This is a genomic window from Deltaproteobacteria bacterium, from assembly GCA_003696105.1.
Taxonomy (GTDB): Bacteria; Myxococcota_A; Polyangia; order Haliangiales; family J016; genus J016.
In genome coordinates this window covers 39,504-58,330 of record RFGE01000219.1, presented here as the reverse complement: position 1 = coordinate 58,330, position 18,827 = coordinate 39,504, and the positions used below count along the sequence as shown (strand labels likewise).

Below are 18,827 nucleotides of genomic sequence, written 5' to 3'. Positions count from 1 at the left end.
CGGGCAGCGCCGCGCCGAGCGCCGCGGCGGCCAGCGCGCGGCGTGCGCGCGGCCCGGTGGCGACGGCGGCCGCCAGCGCCGGCACGGCGGCGACCGACGGCGCGGCGGCCAGCGCGCGCAGCGCACCGGCGGCGTCCGGCCCGCCGGCAGCGACGCGCGGCGCGACGGCCTCCCATACGCGGTCGCCCTGTCCGAGCGCGGCCAGCGCGCCGGCGGCCGCCAACCGCTGCGCCTCGTCGGCCGGCTCGCGCACGAGCTCGACGAGCACCGGCACCGCGTCCGCGCCGCCGGCCGCTCCGAGCGCCGCCGTCGCCGCCGCGCGCAGCGCGAGATCCTCCGCGCCGCGCGCCATCGCCACGAGGACGTCCGCTACCGCGCGCACCCGCCCGGCGGCGGCGGCCTCCACCGCCGATCGCCGCGCCTCCGGCGACGCGGCGGAAAGCCCCGCGCGAACCGCCGCCTCCGCGACCGCGTCCACCAGCGCCGCGACCGCCTCGGGGGTCGCGGCCGTCGCCGCGCGGCGCGCCGCCTCGGCCAGATCGCCGCGTTCGATCCACAGCGGTACGGCGCGCTCGGGTGGGAACACGACCCGGCGGACCGCCGCCCCGGCCGCGCCGGCCTGGCGCCGGTCCCGCGCGAACCGCCAGATCACGTGGGCCCGGCCGTCGTCCGACAGCAGCTCGGCCGGCGGCGGCGCGACCTGGCGCACGTCCTCGACCAGTTCGCGCACCGCTTCGTCGAATTCGGCGTTGCCGCTCGCGCGCGTGAGGTCGCGCGCGACCACCTCGCCGCTCGGCGCGATCTGCAGCTCCACGGCCGCCTCGAGCGACGGGTCGTTGAGCGGGTGCGAGCCCGGCAGCCGCAACCGGCAGTTGTCGAGGAAGGTCACCCACCGGCCCTGCAGCGCCGGCTCGATGGCCGTCAGATACGCGTATCCCGGGGCGGACGGGTCGCCGGCGGGCGGATCCCCGAGGGGCGGCGCCGGGTCGGCCGCGGGACCGCCGGCCCCCGCCGGCCGCGAGCCGGCCGGCGACGGACAGCCGGCCGCGGCGGCCAGCGCACACGCAAGCCACAGCCGCGCGGCCGGCCCCGGCGCGCGCGGACACCAGTTCGAGTCGCGTCGTTGCACTGCGCGCAGCGTACCGCAGGTTCACGCGTCCGGCCCACCCGCGTCGGCCACCGGTGCATCCGCCGGACCCGCGTCCGGCACGCCGGCGTCCGGCGCGAGGGACGGCACGACGAACTGCATCTCCGGGTTGCTCACGCCGGCGCCGACGAACGTGTCGAAGTCGCCGGCGAACTGCGCGTCTCCCGCACCGTCGAGCCCCTCGACGTGTAGCGTGTAGGGCCCCCACGGCACCGACAGGGCGCTTTGCGGGAACGGTTCGGCCAGCGACTGGCACGGCCCGGGCGCGGAGCCGTCCAGCGGCGTCCCCTGCTCGGTCGACTGCGCCACCGCCGTGCCGTCGCGCTCGAGCGTGAGCCGTTGCTGCACGACCGGCGGGACCGCGGCGGCGCAGTCGACGTCCGCCTGCCCCCAGTGGAGGCGGAAGTACAGCGTGCCCGTGTAGTCGCGGGCCCACTGGTCGTAGGGGATGTTGAACTCGGCCTCGACGTCCTCGCGCACGGTCACGAGGTTCTCGATCGGGGCCCGCGTGAGCAGCGCGCCGTCGCTGTCGACCGGCCGCAGCGTCACCACGTAGTCGCCGCGCGGCAGCGCGAGGAAGGTCACCTGCCGCAGGCTGCACGTCTCGCTGGCCGACTCCGCGACGGTCGGGTCGGTCGCGTGAACGATGTCGACCTCGACCCGACTCACGCCGAGGTCGAGGCAGCCGTCCTGGTCGAACTGGTCGGCCGCGTCGCGGTTGAACACCCACCGCACGCGCAGAGTCGGCAGGTTGCTCAAGCAGTTGTTGTCGCAGTCGTCGTTCGGGTCGGTGTTGCCGTCGTCGCACTGCTCGCCGGGGTCGACCACGCCATTGCCGCACGGAGAGTCGCCGCCGCCCCCGCAGGCCAGCGCGACGACGCCCGCCGTCGCCAGCGCCGACAGCGCCGCGCACCAGGCGAGCACGGGGCCGAGCGGGTCGCGCGGGCCGCCAGCCGGCGCCGCGACCGGGATCCGGCTATCGCTCCCCGCGGGCCTACGCATCGGTCGACACCGCCAGGCCGAGGTGGCGCCGCACCTGGAAGTACGCCTCCGACACCGAGTACGCCAACAGGTCGCGCAACCGGTCCTTGGCCGACAGCGTCGTCTGTCCCGGCGGCTCGGTCGCGATCTGCCGAGCGGCGGTCTCGAAGTCGTTGCACAAGATCAGCCCGACGCGGTTCGCGGTGAGATCCGCCGCCGACCGCCAGTGCGCGACGACGCCGTTGGCCGCGCGGTCGCCCATCTTGCGCGCGATCGCCGACACCTGGTCGAGCACCGCCGCCGGCACCGACTTCTTGATCTGCAGCGCCATCTGCGCGGCCTCGACCTCCCCCTCGATCTCCGCCGCGCCCGCCGCGCTCAGCGCCGCGCGGAACGCCGCCTCGAGCCTGGGCAGCGTCTGCAGCGCGTAGGTGACGTAGCGCTCCGGTCGAAGGTAGGCGAGCCGCTTGCCCAGTTCGAACGCCAGCTCGCGCTCGTCGTCCTTGTCGAGGTGCGGCGGGCCGATGACCACCGACGGCTGAAGCCTGCCCTTTTCCGCCGTGTTCGCGATGCGGATGCCGTCGGCGACGTCCCGCGCCAGATACAGTGCCGGCGCCGGATCGAGGGCCAGGACATTGGCCGCGTAGCCGAACACACGGGCGGCGACGTGCGGGTCCGACAGCGTGTTCGCGCGCCGGCTCGGGTTGAGCTTGAACGCCGACGGCGGCTGCGCGGTCGTCGCCGCGAGCGGCGCCACCAACGAGCTGAAGATCGCGTTGACGTGGCGATCCTCGCGCGGGTGGATGATCGCCTTTTGCCACAGCTCCTCGGTGAGCCGCCGCTTGGCGACCTGGAACTGCCGCGGCCGCTGCCGCTCGTACAGCTCGCGCTCGCGATCGTTGGCCGCGCCGAGAAACACGAGCGCCTGCGCCAGGCAGTACGCCTTGTCCCACTGTTCCGCCTCGAAGTACAGATTGGACAGCGCGCGGTACAGCTCGACGCGATCCGGTTGTGCCTGCACGAGGATCTGCAACTCCGCGATCGCATCGTCGCGCCGCTCGTGGCCGGCCTCGAGGTACAGGTTGGCGAGTTGCTCGTGGCGGTCGACGTCGTCGGGCGCGAGCGACGAGGCGACCTCGTACGCGGCGATGGCGGCTTCGTTGTCGCCCAGGTGGTCCAGACAGATGTCGCCCAGGCGCGTCCACAGCTTCAGCAGCGTGCCGGTCGGAGCGTCCTCGCCGACGCGCTTGAGCATCTTGCGGTATGCGCGCGCCAGATTTCGCCAGTCGCCCTTGTCCGACAGCAGGCGGTCGATCGCATCGAACGCCTTCGGGATCGTCGGATCGTCGTCGAGCGCCTGGTTGAAGCTATCGACCGCCAAGTCGACGTCGCCGAGTTCGTCGCGCGCGATGACCGCGGCCGCGTACCGGTATTTGGCGCGGCGCGCCGCGTGGTGCTCGGTCGCGGCGATCGCACCGAGCGTCTCGATCGCGCGGCGCCACTGCTTTTGCTGCGTGTAGATGTCGAGCGTCTTGTGGAGCAGCACGTGGTTGTCCGGCTCCATCTTGATCGCTTCGAGGTAGGCGCCGAGCGCCGTCACCGGGTCGTCGAGTTCGCGAGCGTAGATGTCGCCGATGTCGGCGAACAGACGGACGCGCTCGTCGGCCGGCGCGCCCTCGACCAGGTCGCGCTTGGCCTCGACCACGGCCTTCCAGTCGCCGCGCCGCTCGGCGATCTCGATCACCCGGAGAAGCGACGGCCGGTGGTGCGGGTCGCGTTCGAGCGCGCGACGGAACGCGTTGTCCGCCTTCTTGTCGTCGCCGAGCGCGAGCGCCGCGACGCCGAGCCGGTGCCAGGTGTCGACCACCTGGCCGTCGGCGAGATTGGCGCGGTGGCGCGCGAGGATCTCGCGATAGCGGCGGTCCACCTCGCGCCAGACGTCCTCGACCCCCGCCGCCTTGGCCCGCTCGAACTCCATCGACGCCAATCCCAGCGCCGCCTCGAGCGAATCCGGGTCCGCCTCGACGGCGAGCCGATAGTGCCGAGCCGCCTTGTCGGTCTTGCCGAGCTGCTCGCAGGCGCGCCCGAGCAACGCCTCGAGCCGCGCCCGCTCGACGCGGTCGCCGCCCTCCGCTCGGCGAGCGAGCATCTCGAGCACCGGCTCGGCCTCCTCCCACCGCTCGGCCGCGACGAGCCGATCGGCCACGCGTGCGCCGGCGTCGACGTTCTCCGGGTCCAGCTCGAGGATGCGCCGGCGCAGCGCCAGCGCGGCGTCGGGATCCTCGAGCTGCTCGTCCGCGATGTCGGCCGCCTGCGCCAGCAGATCGATCTTCTCCAGCCGGTTGTGCGACAGCGCCTCCGCCTCGCGGAGAAGCTGCAGCGCCGTAGCCCAGTTGCGGCGCCGCCGGTGGAGGTGGGCGAGCGACTGCACCGCCGGCAAGAAGTCCGGCGACAGCTCGCGTGCCTTTTCGAAGAACCGCTCGGCGCGGTCCGGATCGTCGAGGCGGTCAGCTGCGATCGCGCCCGCCGCATGCCACAGTTCGGCTCCGCCGGCCCCGTCGAGCTCGGCGTGCCGGACGAGCACGTCGACCGCGCGATCGTACGCCTCGATCCGCTCGTACAGGCGCGCGAGGGCGACCAGCGATGGGCGGTGGTCGTCCATGATCGTGAGCGCGTTCATGTGCGCCTCGATCGCGCGGTGCGGATCGGCCAGCTCCTCCTCGTAGACGCGGGCCATTTCGTTGTACAGGTCGACCCGCGGCGCCGGCGCGCGCAGCGCGGCGATGTGGCGCTCGTAGACGCCGACCAGTTCGTACCAGTCGCCGGCGGCGCGGTGCAGCCGCTCGAGCGCGCGGTAGGCGTCCTCGGCGTCGGGCTCGATGTCGAGCAGCCGCGCGTAGGCGTCCACCGCGCGCGCCGCGCCGCCGTCGGCCTCGGCCAGCTCCGCGGCGAGCCGGCGGAGCAGCGCCGGCCGCTCCGCCGGGGGCGAGACGTCGACGAGCCGCTCGAGCACGCGCAGGTAGTCGTCCGTCCGGCCCGCGCGCTCGTACAGGCCCTCGAGGGCGCGCAGCGCGCTCACGTCCGCCGGGTCGGCGTCCACCGCCGCCTCGTACTTGGCGATCGCGCCTTCCAGGTCGCCGAGCTTCTCGGCGCGCAACGTGCCCAGCTCGTGGCGCACGGCCGCAGCGCGGTTGGCGTCGCCCGCCGCCTCGAACAGCTCCGCGCGCCGCTCGAGCACCGTCGCGAGCTTGCCCCAGCGCTCGTCGCGCCGGTACAGGCGCTCGAGGGCGGCCAGCGCGTCCTGATTCGTGTCGTCCAGGTCGACCGCCGCCTGGTAGGCGTCGGCCGCGCGCGCCGACGACGCGAGCTGCGTCTCGTACAGGTCGCCGAGCGACAGGTACAGGTCCACCTTGCGATCGACGTCCGGCTCGCGGTCGACGTGGGCCGCGATCTCGTCGGCCAGCTCGGCCCATTTTTGTTGCTTTCGCAACACTTCTTCGACGCCGGCGCGCGCGTCCAGGTGATCCGGATCGAGCTTGATCGCGTGCCGATAGGCCGCCACCGCGTAGTCGTAGTGGCGCAAATGCAGGTCGTACCAGCGGCCCAGCCGAGCCCACAGCGCCGCCCCGACCGCCGCCTCCTCGACCTCGCCGGCGATCTCGGCGACTTCGCCGACGAGTTCGGCCCAGGCATCGGTCTCGCCCGCGAGCGCCTCGAGCGTGTCGATCGTCGCGGCGTCCGCCGGATCCTCGCGCAGCGCCACGGTGAGTGCGGTGAATGCGCGCGGGAGGTCGCCGATCTGGTTCTGGAACGCGTCGGCGACGGCGCGCAGCAGCTGCGCGCGCCGCGCCGGCTCCGGCTCCACCTCCGTGCGCGCCATCAACACTTCGATCAAGCGCTCGGCGTCGCCCGCGTCGCGCGCGGCCGCCTCGATCGCGGCGACCGCGGCCGCCGCCTCGGCGTCGTCCGCATCGTCGGCCAGGCGCGCGATCCAGCCCTCGAGGTCGTCGGCGTCCGGCCGCGTCTGTGCCAGGCTGATGCCGGCTTCGGCGCAGGCCGAAGCGAGCGCGTCGAGGTAGTCGATCAGCGCGGCGGTGGCCGTCTCGTCGGCGCCCTTGCCCGGCAGATTGACCACCTCGATGTGGTGCTCCGCCAACAGTTCGTCCACCGTGACCGGGCCGACGCCCGACGCGATCAGGTAGTGGGTGGTCTGCGGCGGCTCGAGCGCGCCGAACACCCGATCGAGCAGCGCGGCCAGGTCCGGATCGCCGAAGCGAAAGCCGACGAACACCAGCGCGCCCTCGGCGTACAGGTCGCGGACGAAGTCGCGCAGGTCCTGGCGGCCCGCGAGCGCGGCGCGCACCGACTTGGGCGTCACCACGTAGCTGTCGAAATCGCCCAGCAGCTTGAGCACGTAGCGGCGCCGGCGATCGATCGCGGCGATGTCGCGGTACGTGTAGACGCGGGGCGACGGCCAGTCCGCTGGCCGTTCCGCCTCCATCGCCGCCTCGAGCAGATCGCCCGGGAACGCCGACCACACTTGCCGTATCGGCAACCGTGCGACCGCGCGCGCCACCTCGGGCAGCGCGTCGGGCGTGCGCCACGCCTCCTGCACGATCCGGTCGCAGGCCGCCTCCCCGAGCTTGCGCGCCAGGAACCCGGCCGCGCGGGTCAGGTTGCCCTTGTGCAGCAGCTTGGCGACATCCTTGTGGGCCGCCTCGTCGTCGCGCAGCTCCTCGTTCATCCGCTCGAGGACCTGCTTCCACGTCGTGATTCCCAGTCCCGCCCCGACGACCAGGGCGGCGCGACCCATGCGAATGCGCTCGATGAGAGACGCGGGGATCGTGTGCTCGGGCATCCTAAATCCCTCCTCCCGTTGGTTGTATGTCGATGGCGGACCCTACCGGCCCGCGGCCCGCGCCGGCAAGCGAAAACGCCGACCGGTGAGCGATTGTGACCGGCGGCGGCCGCACGTCGGGGCGCGCCCGACACCCGCGCACGCGCGGGGCGACTGCGTGTACCCTACGGTGCCGCATGCTCGGCGAAGTTGCCCAGGTCTACCGCGCGTCGAAGAAACGGCGCGACATCAACTGGTTCACGGAGTGGTTGTGCCGCCCGCCGGCCGCCCTGTTCGTCTATGCGATCCGCAACACGCGCATCACGCCGAACCAGGTGACGTTTCTGTCGGCCGCGCTGTGCGCCGCCGCGTGCGGCGTCTGGCTCGCGTGGCCCGGATGGACGGGCGCGGTCGCCGGCGCGCTCGTGTTCGAGCTGTCGTTCGTGCTCGACTGCGCCGACGGCCAGCTCGCGCGCCTGCGCGGAACCGCGTCGGTGCTCGGCCACCTGCTGGACTTCCTGATGGACGAGGTCAAGGCGTTCCTCGTGTTCGGGACCGTCGCCATCCGGCTGTGGATCGGCTCGGGCGACGCGGTGTATCTGCTGTGCGGCGTCGCCGGGCTGGTGGCCCTCGCCAGCGGCATCGCGATGACGTCGTTCACGCGCCGCCCCGAGTACGGCGCCAAGCCGCCGACCGCCGACGGCCAGCCGCACCAACCGGTGTCGCGCGCCGGCGCGCTCGGCCGTGCGCTGGGCGCGTTCGAGTGGCTCGCCCGGTTCGTCGTTCACTACCCGCAGTACATCTGGTTGTGCGCGCTGGTCGACCGGCTCGACGTCTATCTCTGGGCCTACGGCGCGGTCAACGCGCTGTACGCCGGGTATGTGTCGCTCGGCCTGGTGCTGCGGCTCGGGAGGGGTGCGTGACGCGCCCGCGCAAGGCGATCGTCGTCGCCGCGGGAATGGGCCGCCGGCTGCGCCCGTACACGGACGGCATCCCCAAGTGCCTCGTGCCGGTCGCTGGCCGGCCGATCCTGGCGCGCCAACTCGACGCGCTGCGCGCCCACGGCGTGCGCGACGTCGTCGTCGTGCGCGGGTACCTCGGCGACGTGCTCGAGGCGCGCGCGGCCGCGCTCGGCGGCGGCATCCGGTTCGTCGACAACCCCGACTATCGCACCAACAACATCCTCGCGTCGCTGTTTTGCGCCGAACACGAGTTCGACGGGCCTCTGCTCGTCAGCTACAGCGACATCGTGTTCACCGCGGACGTGGTCGCGCGCGCGATCGCGTCGCCGGCCGACATCGCGCTGGTCATCGACCGCGACTTCCGCGCCGTCTACGAGGGACGCACCGACCATCCGCTGGACGAGGCCGAGGTCGCCGAGGTCGACCTGGCCGGTCGCGTGCGCCGCGTGGGCAAACGCGCGCTGCCCCCGGACGACGCGTGGGGCGAGTTCATCGGGCTGGTCAAGCTGTCGGCGGCCGGCGCCGCGCGGATGCGCGACGCGTGGCGCGAACTGGCGGCGCGCTACGCCGACCGGCCAGACGCGCCGTTCATGCGCGCGCCGGCGTTTCGCGCCGCCTACCTCACCGACCTGCTTCAGCACCTCATCGACACCGGCGTCCCGATTCACCCGGTCGAAATCCGCGGCCAGTGGCGCGAGATCGACACGGTGCAGGACCTCGAACGGGCCGCCGCGCTGTGGGCCGGCGCCGACGCGCCGCGCTGATGCGCGCCGCCGGCGCGCGGCCCGCGGCGTGCGGCCGACGCGCGGGGCGCCGCCGCGCGCGCCTGGGCTGCGGCCGCGCCATCCCCCGCCCCCGACCTCGCCCGGACGGTCGGCCGGAGTGTTTCGCCGCGGCGCGTTTCAAGCTACGGTAACCGCGAGCGCGGCGGTGCCGCGCGGGACTTGTCGAGGCTCCACGATGAAATGGCTCACGATCGCCGCCGCCGCCGCGTTGTTGGTCGCGTGCGGCGAAGGCAACGAGAAGCAGTGCCGCGAAGCGGTGCGAAACATCTTTCGCATCACGGGCGTCAACGAAAGCGGCTCCGGTCCGGACGAACACGCGGCCGTCCGTTCGTGCCGCGCGAATGCGTCATCCGAGTCGATCCGATGCATGATTCAGGCGCGCACCGTCGACGACCTGGCCAAGTGCGACGGCGTAACGGAGCTCAAGCGCGCATCGCGCGGCGATCGGGACGGCGGCGGCCGCTGATCGGGATCGCGCGCACCGCCGTCGTCGCCGCCGCGCTCGCGTGCGCGCCCGCGGCGGCCGCCCCCGCCGCCGACGCGCCGGCGCGGCCCGCCCGCGTCGTCACGTCGATCGGCGACCGCGCGCAGCTCGACCGGCTGGTGCTCGTCGGCGAGGCCGGCGAGATCTACACGCCCGCACCGGGGGGCTGGGCCCGCGACGCACCCGGCAGCATCGCGGAGGACGTGGCCGGTGCCGTCCGCGCCGGCGACGGAACGATCGTCCTGATCGCGGGCCGCGCACCGCTGTACGTGCGCGACGGCCGCGCGTGGCGCGCGGTCGCGCTGGAGGCGCGCGGCGTCGCCCGCGCGAGCACCGACACCGGCCTGCCGATCGTTGCGATCGGCCGCACGCTATACGCATTCGACGGCGGCGCGTTTCGGCGGATCGGGCGCGCGCCCGCCGGTGTCGCGGCGCTGTGGGCCGGCTCGTCCGCCGCGGTGTGGCTCGTCGACGACGCGGGCGCCATCGAGCGAGGCGACGGCCGGCGGTGGACACCGGTGCCCGGCGGGTTCACCCCCCCCGAGACGGTCGCGCGGCTCGTCGGCTGGCCGGGGAAACCGCCCTACGCGATCGGTGACGCCGGGACGATTCTCGCGCTGCACGCCGACGGCGCGCGGCCGATCGCGCGCCCGGACGCACTCGCCCAGTTCGAGGCCGACGCGGCGGATGCGACGCCGCGCGGAACGATCGTCGTCGCGGGCCGACTCCCCGGCGGCGGCGCGCTCGCGGTGGTCGAGGCCGGTTCGCTGCGCCGGGTGGCCGACTTGCCGCCGCTCGCGGACGGCGACCGCTGGTCGGTCGTCCGAGCCTCGCCCGACGGCGGCGTGCTCGCCGTGAGCTACCGCGGCGTGGTGCGGCTGCGCGGGGCCGGCGGCGCGTGGCAGCCGCGGCAGATCCGGACGGCCGCAGCCGAACCGGTGCGGGCCGGCCCCGGCCCGGCCAGGACCCGTTAGCGCCGCGGGCCGCGCGCGATGGTACAACGGCACTGACGCGCCGGAGCTGGCCGGCCGAACGCCTGCGGTGGCGCAGCCGATGAGACCTTGGGACACACACCGAGCCGCGAATCGCCAGACCGCCGTCGCGCGACCGCGCCGGCGTGCGCCCGGCGAGCGCCGCGCCGCCTGGATCGCCGCGGCGCTCGCGACCGCGTGCGCGGCCGGCCCCGACGGCGGGGCCGACGCGGCACGGGCCGACGCCGCGCCGGCCGATGCCGCGCCGCCCGACGCGGCGCCGCCCGACGCCGGCGCGCCCGACGCGGCCGCGCCCGACGCGGGGGTCGGTTGCGGCGACGGCGTGATCGCCGCGCCCGAGGCGTGCGACGACGGCGGCCGTACCGACGGCGACGGCTGCAGCGCCGCGTGCGAGGTGGAGCCGTTTTTCCGCTGCGCCGGCGAGCCGAGCCAGTGCGCGCGCGTTGCGATCCTGTACGCGCCGACCGAACCGGACGACGCGGCCTACCGCGCCGCGATCGCGGAGATCACCGGCGGCCCGGTCGACTACCTCGACGCGCGCGCCGCCCCGCCCGGCGCCGATGCGCTGGCCGGTTACGATTGCATCTACACCTGGGTCAACGAGCCCTACGGCGATCGCGCGGCGTTCGGCGACGCGTTGGCCGATTTCGTCGACGCCGGCGGCGTCGCGGTGCTCGGTGTGTTCACCACCTATACATTCGGCAACTCGCTCGGCGGCCGAGTCATGACGGAGTCCTACTCGCCGGTCGTGTCGCCGACCGGGATGAACCACTTCAGTCCCGCCCCCTACGCCGGCGACGGAACGACCGCGCTGCACGCGGGCGTGAACGCCTACGAGTGCGAGTACCGCGATCGCCTCGCGCTCCAAGGCGACGGCCGGCGCGACGGCAGTTACGCGGACGGGGAGATCGCAGCCGCGTACCGGCCGGACTTTCGCGTCGTGTACGTCAACGGCGGCGGCGCGAGCGCGCTCGGCTGTGCGGGCGACTGGCCGCGGCTGATCGCCAACGCATGCTCCGCGGCGTTTTCCGCCGCACCGTGACGCGGCGCCGGCGGCAGGTCATGCGGCCCGGCGAGCGGGCGCGCGCTCGTCCTGCGCCGCCGCGTCCGCCGCCCGCGAAGCCGCGTCCGCGTCGGATGCATCGCGCGACCGGCCGCCCATCAACACGCGCTGCGGCGGCTTGCGCAGATCCCACACGATGCCGGCCGCCGCGAGTGCCCTCAAAATGTAGTACGTGACGTCGACCTCCCACCAGAAGAACCCCTGGTTGGCCGAACTCTGATAGTGATGATGGTTGTTGTGCCACCCCTCGCCGAGGGTGATCAGCGCGAGCGCCGCGTTGTTGCGCGAATCGTCGCTCGTGTCGTAGCGGCGCCGGCCGATGACGTGCGAAAGCGAGTTGATCGTGAACGTACCGTGCCACAGCAGCACGGTCGACACGCCGTACCCCCACACCAGGCCGTGCCAGCCGCCGAGCGCGAACATCGCTGCGGCGAACGCGACCACCGGCACGGCCCAGTAGCGATCGAGCCAGACGAGTTCGGGGTAGCGCACGAGGTCCGGCACCCGGCCGCGGTCGTATTCGCGCGTGCGATCCGACAGCACCCAGCCCACGTGCGCGTACCAGATGCCGCTTTGCCGCGGCGAGTGGATGTCGCGCGGCGTGTCCGAATACTTGTGGTGGTCGCGATGGTGGGCGGCCCACCACAGGATGCCCTTTTGGCTGCTGGTCTCGGCCATGAACGCGAGCACCGCCTGAAACCAGCGGGACGTCTTGAACGCGCGGTGCGAGAAGTAGCGGTGGTAGGCGGCGGTGACGAAGAACATGCGCAGCGCATACATGCCGGCCGCGAGTGCGAGGCCTGACCACGACCAGCCCAGGGCCACGACGCCGGCGACGGCGGCGACGTGGACGAGGACGAACGACAGGGTCGACAGTCGGGGGAAACGAGGACGTGCGATCGTTGACACGAGTCGGTCGTACCAACCGGACGTCCAAGATGGCGCCACCGCTGCGTCACGATTCGGTCATGGGCGGCGCCGGGCCGTGACACGGCGCGCGACCCCGGCCGAGGCGGCGCCACCGAGCGCGACCGCCCGCGCACGGCGGCGCGCAAGTCGGTTGACACCCTCTAAAACCTCCCAATACCATTAGGGTTTCAGATGGGGGAGCCACTGCGCATCCTGGTCGCGGACGACGACGCGTGGATCCTGCGCATGGTCACGACGGTTCTCGAGAAGCGCGGGTACCGCGTCGACACCGCGACCGACGGCCGGGAGGCGCTCGACCGAGCGACCGCGTCGCCGCCCGATCTGGTCATCACCGACGTGATGATGCCCCGCATGGACGGTTGGGAGTTGGTCCGTGCGCTGCGCGCGCGCCCGGAGTTCGCGTTCGTCCCGGTCATTTTTCTCACCGCGCTGTCGTCCGACGACGACCGCATCCGCGGCTTCCGGCTCGGCGCGGACGACTACCTGCCCAAGCCGTTTCGGTTCGAAGAACTCGACCTGCGCGTGGCCAACACGTTGCGCCGCACCCAGATGATCGAGCGCGCCGCGCGCGAGCGCATCCAGACCGTGCCCGCGCCGCCGCCACCGCCGGCCAAACCCGACGGCTCCGGCGCGTTCGCGATCGCCGGAAGCCTCGCGCAGATCGGCCTGTCGTCGCTGCTCACCCTCCTCGAACTGGAGCGCAAGTCGGGCGTGCTGACGTTGCGCGCGGCCGGCGGCGGCGATACCGCTCGCATCTGGCTGCGCGACGGGCGAGTCGTCCAGGCCGAGATCGACGGCCGCGACGCACCGCGCGACGAGGAGTGCATCTACCACCTGCTCACCTGGTCGGACGGATCGTTCGACTTCGACAGCCAGGAGGTCGACCGGCCCGACCGCGTGGGCCAGACCACGACCCACTTGTTGATGGAGGGCGCGCGTCGCCTCGACGAGCACGCGCGCGCCATGTGAAGGTGGCGGGACCGCGTCGCCAGGCGGCGGTCAGTCGTCCGAGCCCGCATCCCCCGCGTCGATGCCGTACTTCTTCATCAGTTTGCGAAAGTACTTGCGGTCGATGTCCGCCTCGCGCGCCGCGTGCGAAATATTGCCGTTGTTGCGCCGGAGCAGCGACAGGATGTAGTCGCGCTCGAACGAAGACACCCACCGCTCCTTTGCGTCCTTGAACTTGATGTCGCCGGACACCAGTTCCTCCGGCGGCCGCGGCGGATAGACCGGAACGCGGTCGACGTCGCTCGCGGTCGCGGCCCGCCCCCGCGCGGGCGCGGCGCCACCGGTCGCCGCGTCGCGCACGTGCTCGGGCAGATCGCCTATGTCGATCGTGTCGCCGTCGCAAAACGACACCGCGCGTTCGACGACGTTGACCAACTCGCGCACGTTGCCCGGCCAGTGGTAGGCGCGCAGCGCCTCGGCGGCGCGGCGGCTGAGCCCGCGCACGCGCGGGTTGCCATCGGCGTCGAGGTTGTACTTGTGGTTCGACAGAAAGTGATTGACGAGCAGCGCGATGTCGTCGGCGCGCTCGCGCAGCGCCGGCAGCTTCAACCGCACGACCGATAGCCGATAGAACAGGTCTTGCCGGAAACGGCCGCTGCGCACCTCCTCCTCGAGGCTGCGATTCGTCGCCGCGATGATCCGCACGTCCACCCGGATCGGCTTGGCCGAGCCGACCCGGCGGATCTCGCGCTGTTCGAGCGCACGCAACAGCTTCGGCTGCAGGTCGAGCGGCAACTCGCCGAGCTCGTCGAGAAACAACGTGCCGCCGTCGGCCATTTCGAACAATCCCTGGCGCGTCATCGTCGCGCCAGTGAACGAGCCCTTCTCGTGGCCGAACAGCTCCGACTCGATGAGGTTCGGCGGCACCGCGCCGCAATCGACCACGATCAGCGGCCCGCCGGCGCGCGACGACAGCTTGTGGATCGACTGGGCGACGACCTCCTTTCCTGTGCCCGTTTCCCCCTCGATGACGACGGTCGTGTTGGTCGGCGCGATCTTCTCGATGATCGAGTACAGCTCGCGCATTTTCGGGTTCGCGCCAATGAGGTCCCCGCAGTGGTCCTTGCGGGAGGGGCGGATCTCGACCGCCTCGTCGACCGCGTTGAACTTGATCTGCGTCTGACCGCACGAGATCGTGCACCCCGGGCGCAGAAACGCCTCGCGAATGCGCACCTTGTTGATGAACGTGCCGTTGGTCGAGTGCAGATCGACGAGCACGTAGCCGGTTTCTTCCTGGATGATCTTGCAGTGGTAGCGCGACACCGTCTCGTCGGGCAGTACGACGTCGTTGTCCTTCATCCCGCCGATCGTCACCTCGCCCTTGTCGAACGTGAACTCCCGCGGTCCGTCGGGGCCGGCCAGCGTGAGCCGGCACCGTCGCAAGTGCAGGGTCGGAGACCGGTCGCCGAGGTAGGAGATCTTCGTCGGCGGCACGAAGTCGGGAAACTTTTCGCGAGCATCCTGCGGTGGGGACATCAGTCCTCACTATACATCGGTTACAATGGAAAGTCCGATGGGCGTTGCCTCGAGGGAGGAGATCGACAGCCTGCACGACAAACTGCGCGGCGATCTCCCGGCCAGCGAACGCGCCGCCACCGAGCTGGCGCTCGGCCGGCTGTGCGCCCGCTCCGGTCTGCACGACGAAGCGCTGCACCACTTCTCGGCGGCGCGCCGGCTGTTCGACTCGCTCGGCGATCGCGCGGGCGTGGGAGCGGCCGATGCGGCGATCGGCGCGTCGTGCGGGGCCAAGGGCGAACCGGACCGCGCGCGCATCCACCTCGACCGTGCGCTCGCGGTGGCCGACGACCTCGGCGACGCCGACCTCAAGGCGCGCGCGCTCAACGCGCTCGCCCACATCGCCCTGCGCGCGGGCGAGTACGAGCGGGCGCAGGAGCTGTTTACGCGCGCCCGCAGCCACTTCGAACAGCACTTCGACGGCGCGGAACTCGCCACGATCCACTGCGGGCTCGCGCGTCTCGCCGCCGCGCGCGACCAACTCGAGGACGCTCGCGCGCTGGCGCGCCGCGCCGAGGAGGACGCGCGGGCCAGCGGCGATTCGCTCGCGATCGGCCGGGCACTGATGTGCCAGGCCGTCGTGGCGTGGCGCACCGGCGACGTCAAGCACGCCAAACGCTATTTCCGCCGCGCGATGACCGCATTCCAGACGGACGGCTACCGGCGCGAACTCGCCGAGGCGTACCTGCAATTCGGCCTGTTCATGGGCGACGCGGGCCACCAGCTCGGCGATGGGTTCAACGATCCGCCCGCCTACTGGCTCGCGAAGGCGCAGGAGTTGTTCCGCGAACTCGGCGGTCTCTATGACCTCGAACGCGTGCGCGAAGCGTTTCGCCAGCACGGCCGCCGTGCCACAGACCGCGTCGCAGAGGTCGAAGTGCTGCAGTTGCTGCAGGAACTCAAGCAGCACCGCATGGCCGTGCACCGCGAAAGCCAACGGCTCGCCGACCTGGTCGGCGCCGCGGTCGAGACGATCGCCAAACGCACGGGCGCGCCGGTGTCCGCCGTCGACGAGACGCAAACGCGCATCGCCGCGGTCGAGCAGACCTTGTCGCGCAGCCTCGACGCGATGGCGATGGCGGAGGAGCGGTTTCTCGGCGCCGTCAACGCGGTCGTCGTCGAGCGCGAGAACATCCGTACCCTGCTCGAGCTGACGCAATCGCTGGCGCGGGTCGACGACTACGGCCGACTCCCCAGCGAGATCGCACACATGGCGGCGCAGCTGTCGAACGCGGATCGCGCGTTCGTCGCCCTCGCCGATCCCGACACGGGCGACCTCGCGGTACACGGCGTCCACAACGTCGCCGACGACGAGGCCGCCACGCGGTTGCTCGACCTGTCCGAAACGGCCCGCGGAGGCGGCGCCGCGACGCTGCTGTTTCGCGCCGACGCGGCGCCGGGCGCGCCCTCCGGCGACGCGGGGCGCGCCGGCGACGGACGCAGCAGCGACCCGCCGCCGACGGCCGACGCCGAACGGCAGCGGCGGCTGCGTCTCGGCTACGCGATGGTCGTGCCGCTGCGCCGGGGCCGGGACGTCTACGGCATCATCTACGCGGACAAGGAGCTGTCGGGCGGAGTGTTCACCGAACGCGACCTGGACCTGCTGTCGGTGTTCGCCGGCCAAGCCGCCACCGCCCTCGAAAACGGCCGAATCCAGGAGGAGCTGCGCGTACAGATTCGCGCGACGGCCACCACGCTGGAGGCGATCCGCGACGGCGTCGTCACCTTCAACGCGGGCGGCATCGTCATCGCGATGAACGAGGAAGCCTCGCGCATCCTCGGAGTGCGGTACGACCCGAAGCGACCTCCCCGGCTCACTCGCATGCCGGAACTCGACTTCTTGCGACCGTCCATCGTCGGCGGCGAGGAGTACGACGGCCGCAACGTCAACCTGCCCACGGGCGACTACCTGTGCAGCACGCGCGTCATCCGCGACGACCGCGGCGACATCGCCGGCGTGGTCGCGACGTTCACGGAACTCAAGCGCGCCACGTCGGTCGCGCAGCGGATCGTCGGGTCGACCGCGCGCTACTCGTTCGCCGACATCATCGGCGTGTCCGCCGCGCTCAAACGGCGGCTCGCGCTCGCCGAGGCCGCGGCGCGGTCCGACTCGAGCGTGCTGATTACCGGCGAAAGCGGTACCGGCAAGGAGTTGTTCGCCCAGGCCATCCACAACGCCGGCCCGCGCGCCGGGGGGCCGTTCGTCGGCATCAACTGCGCCGCGATCCCCCGCGACCTGCTCGAAAGCGAGCTGTTCGGCTATGAAACCGGCGCGTTCACCGGCGCCCGGCGCGGCGGCCGCCCGGGCAAGTTCGAGCTGGCCGAGGGCGGCACCATCCTGCTCGACGAGATCGGCGACATGCCGCTCGAAATGCAGGCGAAGTTGCTGCGCGTGTTGCAGGAGAAGGTCACCCAGCGGCTCGGCGGCACCCGCGAGATCCCGCTCAACTGCCGCGTCATCGGCACGACCAACCGCGACCTGAGCGCCGAGGTGGCCCGCGGTCTGTTCCGGCAAGACCTGTATTTCCGCCTCCGCGTCATCCACATCGACCTGCCGCCGCTGCGCGAGCGGCCGGAGGACGTCGAGGTACTCGCACGACACTTTCTGCAGATCTACGCCGCGCGGCTCGGCAAGCCGGTTCGCGACATCGCGCCGCACGTGATGGACGCGCTGCGCAGCTACCCGTGGCCCGGCAACATCCGCGAACTCGAACACGTGCTCGAAGGCGAGGTGAACCTCGCGGGCGACGACCAGATCGCGCTCACCGAAGTGCCGCTCGTGATCGAGCAGGCGCGCCGCGATCTCCAGCGCCTGTTTCCGCCCGCGTTTGCCGGCGCGCCGCCGGGGAACCCGCCGACGGGGCCCGCCGCGTTCGCCCCGGTCCCGCCCGCCCTCGGCGGCTATCCGGGCCCTCCGCTCGGTGGCGCCGAGCAGCCGCCGCGCCTCAAGTCGATGGTCGAGTCCGAGCGCGAGCTGCTCATCGCCGCGCTCGCGCAGCACCGGGGCAACATCCCGTCGGTGGCGCGCACGCTCGGCGTATCCCGCGGGACGGTCTACAACAAGATGAAGAAGTTCAACATCGATCCATCGGAGTTCCGCTCGTAGCCACCGCCGCCCACTGTGAACGATGGACGTCCACCTCGACGACAGCGGCAGGCCGCGCATCATCGAGCGCCGGTTCGTCGTCCCGGAGGAGTTTTCCGGATTCCGGCTGGACCACTTCCTCAAGGCGCAGATCCCGAGGCTGTCGCGCACCCGCCTGCAGGCCATCATTCGCACCGGCATCGAGCGCGCCGACGGCCGGCCGGTGAAGCCGAACGCGCGGGTCACGGCCGGCGAACAGATCATCCTGCGCCGGCCGGCGCAGCCCGAGCCGCCGTGTCCGCGCGACTTCGGCGTGCTGTACGACGACCCGCACGTGTTGGTCGTCGACAAACCCGCCGGACTGCCGGTGCACGCGTCGGCAAAGTTCTACTTCAACACGCTCACGCGCCTGCTGTCCGAGCGGTACCCCGACGCGCAAACGCAGATCGCGCATCGGCTCGACCGCGAAACCTCGGGCTGCCTGGTCGTCGCCAAGGGCAAACGCGCCGCGTCGAAGCTCAAGAAGGCGTTCCAGTACAAGCGCGTACGGAAGGCATACCTCGCGATCGTCCGCGGCGTGCCCCCGTGGACCGAAGAGCACGTGATCGACGCACCGCTCGCCCTGGTCGACCCGCGGACCGGTAAGATCGCCGTACGCATGGAGGTGCGACCGGACGGCCTGCCGTCGGAGACGCGGGTTCGCGTGGTCGAACGCCGTCGCGACCGCGCGCTCGTGCGCTGCGTGCCGGTCACCGGCCGGCAGCACCAGATCCGCGTGCACCTGGCCCACGCCGGGTACCCGATTGTCGGAGACAAGTTGTACGCGCACGGCGACGAGCTGTTCGCGCGCTACTGCGACGAGGGATTGACCGACGAGCTTCTGGCCGAGATCGAACTGCCGCGCCAGGCGCTGCACGCCGCGTGGATCGAGTTTCCCCACCCGGCGACGCGGGAGCCGGTGGCCGTATCGAGTCCGCTGCCGGCCGATCTGCGCGCGTACCTCGACGCGCGATGACCGGGCGGCGACCGATCGGCCGC

General features: G+C 72.4%; 12 protein-coding genes and 1 pseudogene. 8 read left to right on the top strand and 5 right to left on the bottom strand.

The window, feature by feature from the left end; genetic code table 11:
• From D6689_14795 to D6689_14785, 3 genes are all read right to left on the bottom strand, one after another.
• Positions 1 to 1,129, bottom strand: a 1,129-nt coding sequence (locus D6689_14795) for a TonB family protein (protein ID RMH40172.1), incomplete at its 3' end; no start/stop codon positions are given.
• Between the two features lie 21 nt (positions 1,130 to 1,150).
• Positions 1,151 to 2,149: a hypothetical protein gene (locus D6689_14790; GenBank protein ID RMH40171.1), complete on the bottom strand. Its 999-nt coding sequence runs from the start codon at positions 2,147 to 2,149 to the stop codon at positions 1,151 to 1,153.
• Complete coding sequence (locus D6689_14785) at positions 2,142 to 6,986, bottom strand: tetratricopeptide repeat protein (protein RMH40170.1); 4,845 nt, start codon at positions 6,984 to 6,986, stop codon at positions 2,142 to 2,144. The genes D6689_14790 and D6689_14785 overlap by 8 nt, the downstream gene beginning before the upstream one ends.
• A gap of 176 nt (positions 6,987 to 7,162) precedes the next feature.
• On the opposite strand from D6689_14785, the gene D6689_14780 reads away from it, so the two are divergent.
• From D6689_14780 to D6689_14760, 5 genes and pseudogenes are all read left to right on the top strand, one after another.
• Positions 7,163 to 7,888 carry a CDP-alcohol phosphatidyltransferase family protein gene (locus D6689_14780; protein RMH40169.1) on the top strand — a complete coding sequence of 242 codons (726 nt, stop codon included), beginning with the start codon at positions 7,163 to 7,165 and terminating at the stop codon, positions 7,886 to 7,888.
• Positions 7,885 to 8,691 carry a phosphocholine cytidylyltransferase family protein gene (locus D6689_14775; GenBank protein RMH40168.1) on the top strand — a complete coding sequence of 269 codons (807 nt, stop codon included), beginning with the start codon at positions 7,885 to 7,887 and terminating at the stop codon, positions 8,689 to 8,691. The genes D6689_14780 and D6689_14775 overlap by 4 nt, the downstream gene beginning before the upstream one ends.
• A 196-nt stretch (positions 8,692 to 8,887) precedes the next feature.
• A complete protein-coding gene (locus tag D6689_14770) occupies positions 8,888 to 9,178 on the top strand; it encodes a hypothetical protein (GenBank protein RMH40167.1) in 291 nt (96 codons plus the stop codon).
• Positions 9,115 to 10,170, top strand: a complete 1,056-nt coding sequence (locus tag D6689_14765) for a hypothetical protein (GenBank protein ID RMH40166.1) — start codon at positions 9,115 to 9,117, stop codon at positions 10,168 to 10,170. The genes D6689_14770 and D6689_14765 overlap by 64 nt, the downstream gene beginning before the upstream one ends.
• A 79-nt stretch (positions 10,171 to 10,249) precedes the next feature.
• Positions 10,250 to 10,588: pseudogene (locus D6689_14760) on the top strand (hypothetical protein).
• Positions 10,589 to 11,248: 660 nt separating this feature from the next.
• Here the strand turns inward: D6689_14760 and D6689_14755 are convergent.
• Positions 11,249 to 12,031: an acyl-CoA desaturase gene (locus tag D6689_14755; protein ID RMH40175.1), complete on the bottom strand. Its 783-nt coding sequence runs from the start codon at positions 12,029 to 12,031 to the stop codon at positions 11,249 to 11,251.
• 321 nt (positions 12,032 to 12,352) lie between these two features.
• Here D6689_14755 and D6689_14750 point away from each other — a divergent pair, with 321 nt between their 5' ends.
• The gene (locus tag D6689_14750) at positions 12,353 to 13,150 is read left to right on the top strand and encodes a response regulator (protein ID RMH40165.1); all 798 of its coding nucleotides are present in this window, start codon (positions 12,353 to 12,355) and stop codon (positions 13,148 to 13,150) included.
• Between the two features lie 30 nt (positions 13,151 to 13,180).
• Here the strand turns inward: D6689_14750 and D6689_14745 are convergent, their stop codons facing one another.
• The gene (locus D6689_14745) at positions 13,181 to 14,665 is read right to left on the bottom strand and encodes an FHA domain-containing protein (GenBank protein ID RMH40164.1); all 1,485 of its coding nucleotides are present in this window, start codon (positions 14,663 to 14,665) and stop codon (positions 13,181 to 13,183) included.
• Between the two features lie 25 nt (positions 14,666 to 14,690).
• On the opposite strand from D6689_14745, the gene D6689_14740 reads away from it, so the two are divergent.
• The gene (locus D6689_14740) at positions 14,691 to 17,810 is read left to right on the top strand and encodes a GAF domain-containing protein (GenBank protein RMH40163.1); all 3,120 of its coding nucleotides are present in this window, start codon (positions 14,691 to 14,693) and stop codon (positions 17,808 to 17,810) included.
• A gap of 22 nt (positions 17,811 to 17,832) precedes the next feature.
• Positions 17,833 to 18,804, top strand: a complete 972-nt coding sequence (locus tag D6689_14735) for an RluA family pseudouridine synthase (protein ID RMH40162.1) — start codon at positions 17,833 to 17,835, stop codon at positions 18,802 to 18,804.
• Positions 18,805 to 18,827: the final 23 nt, after the last annotated feature.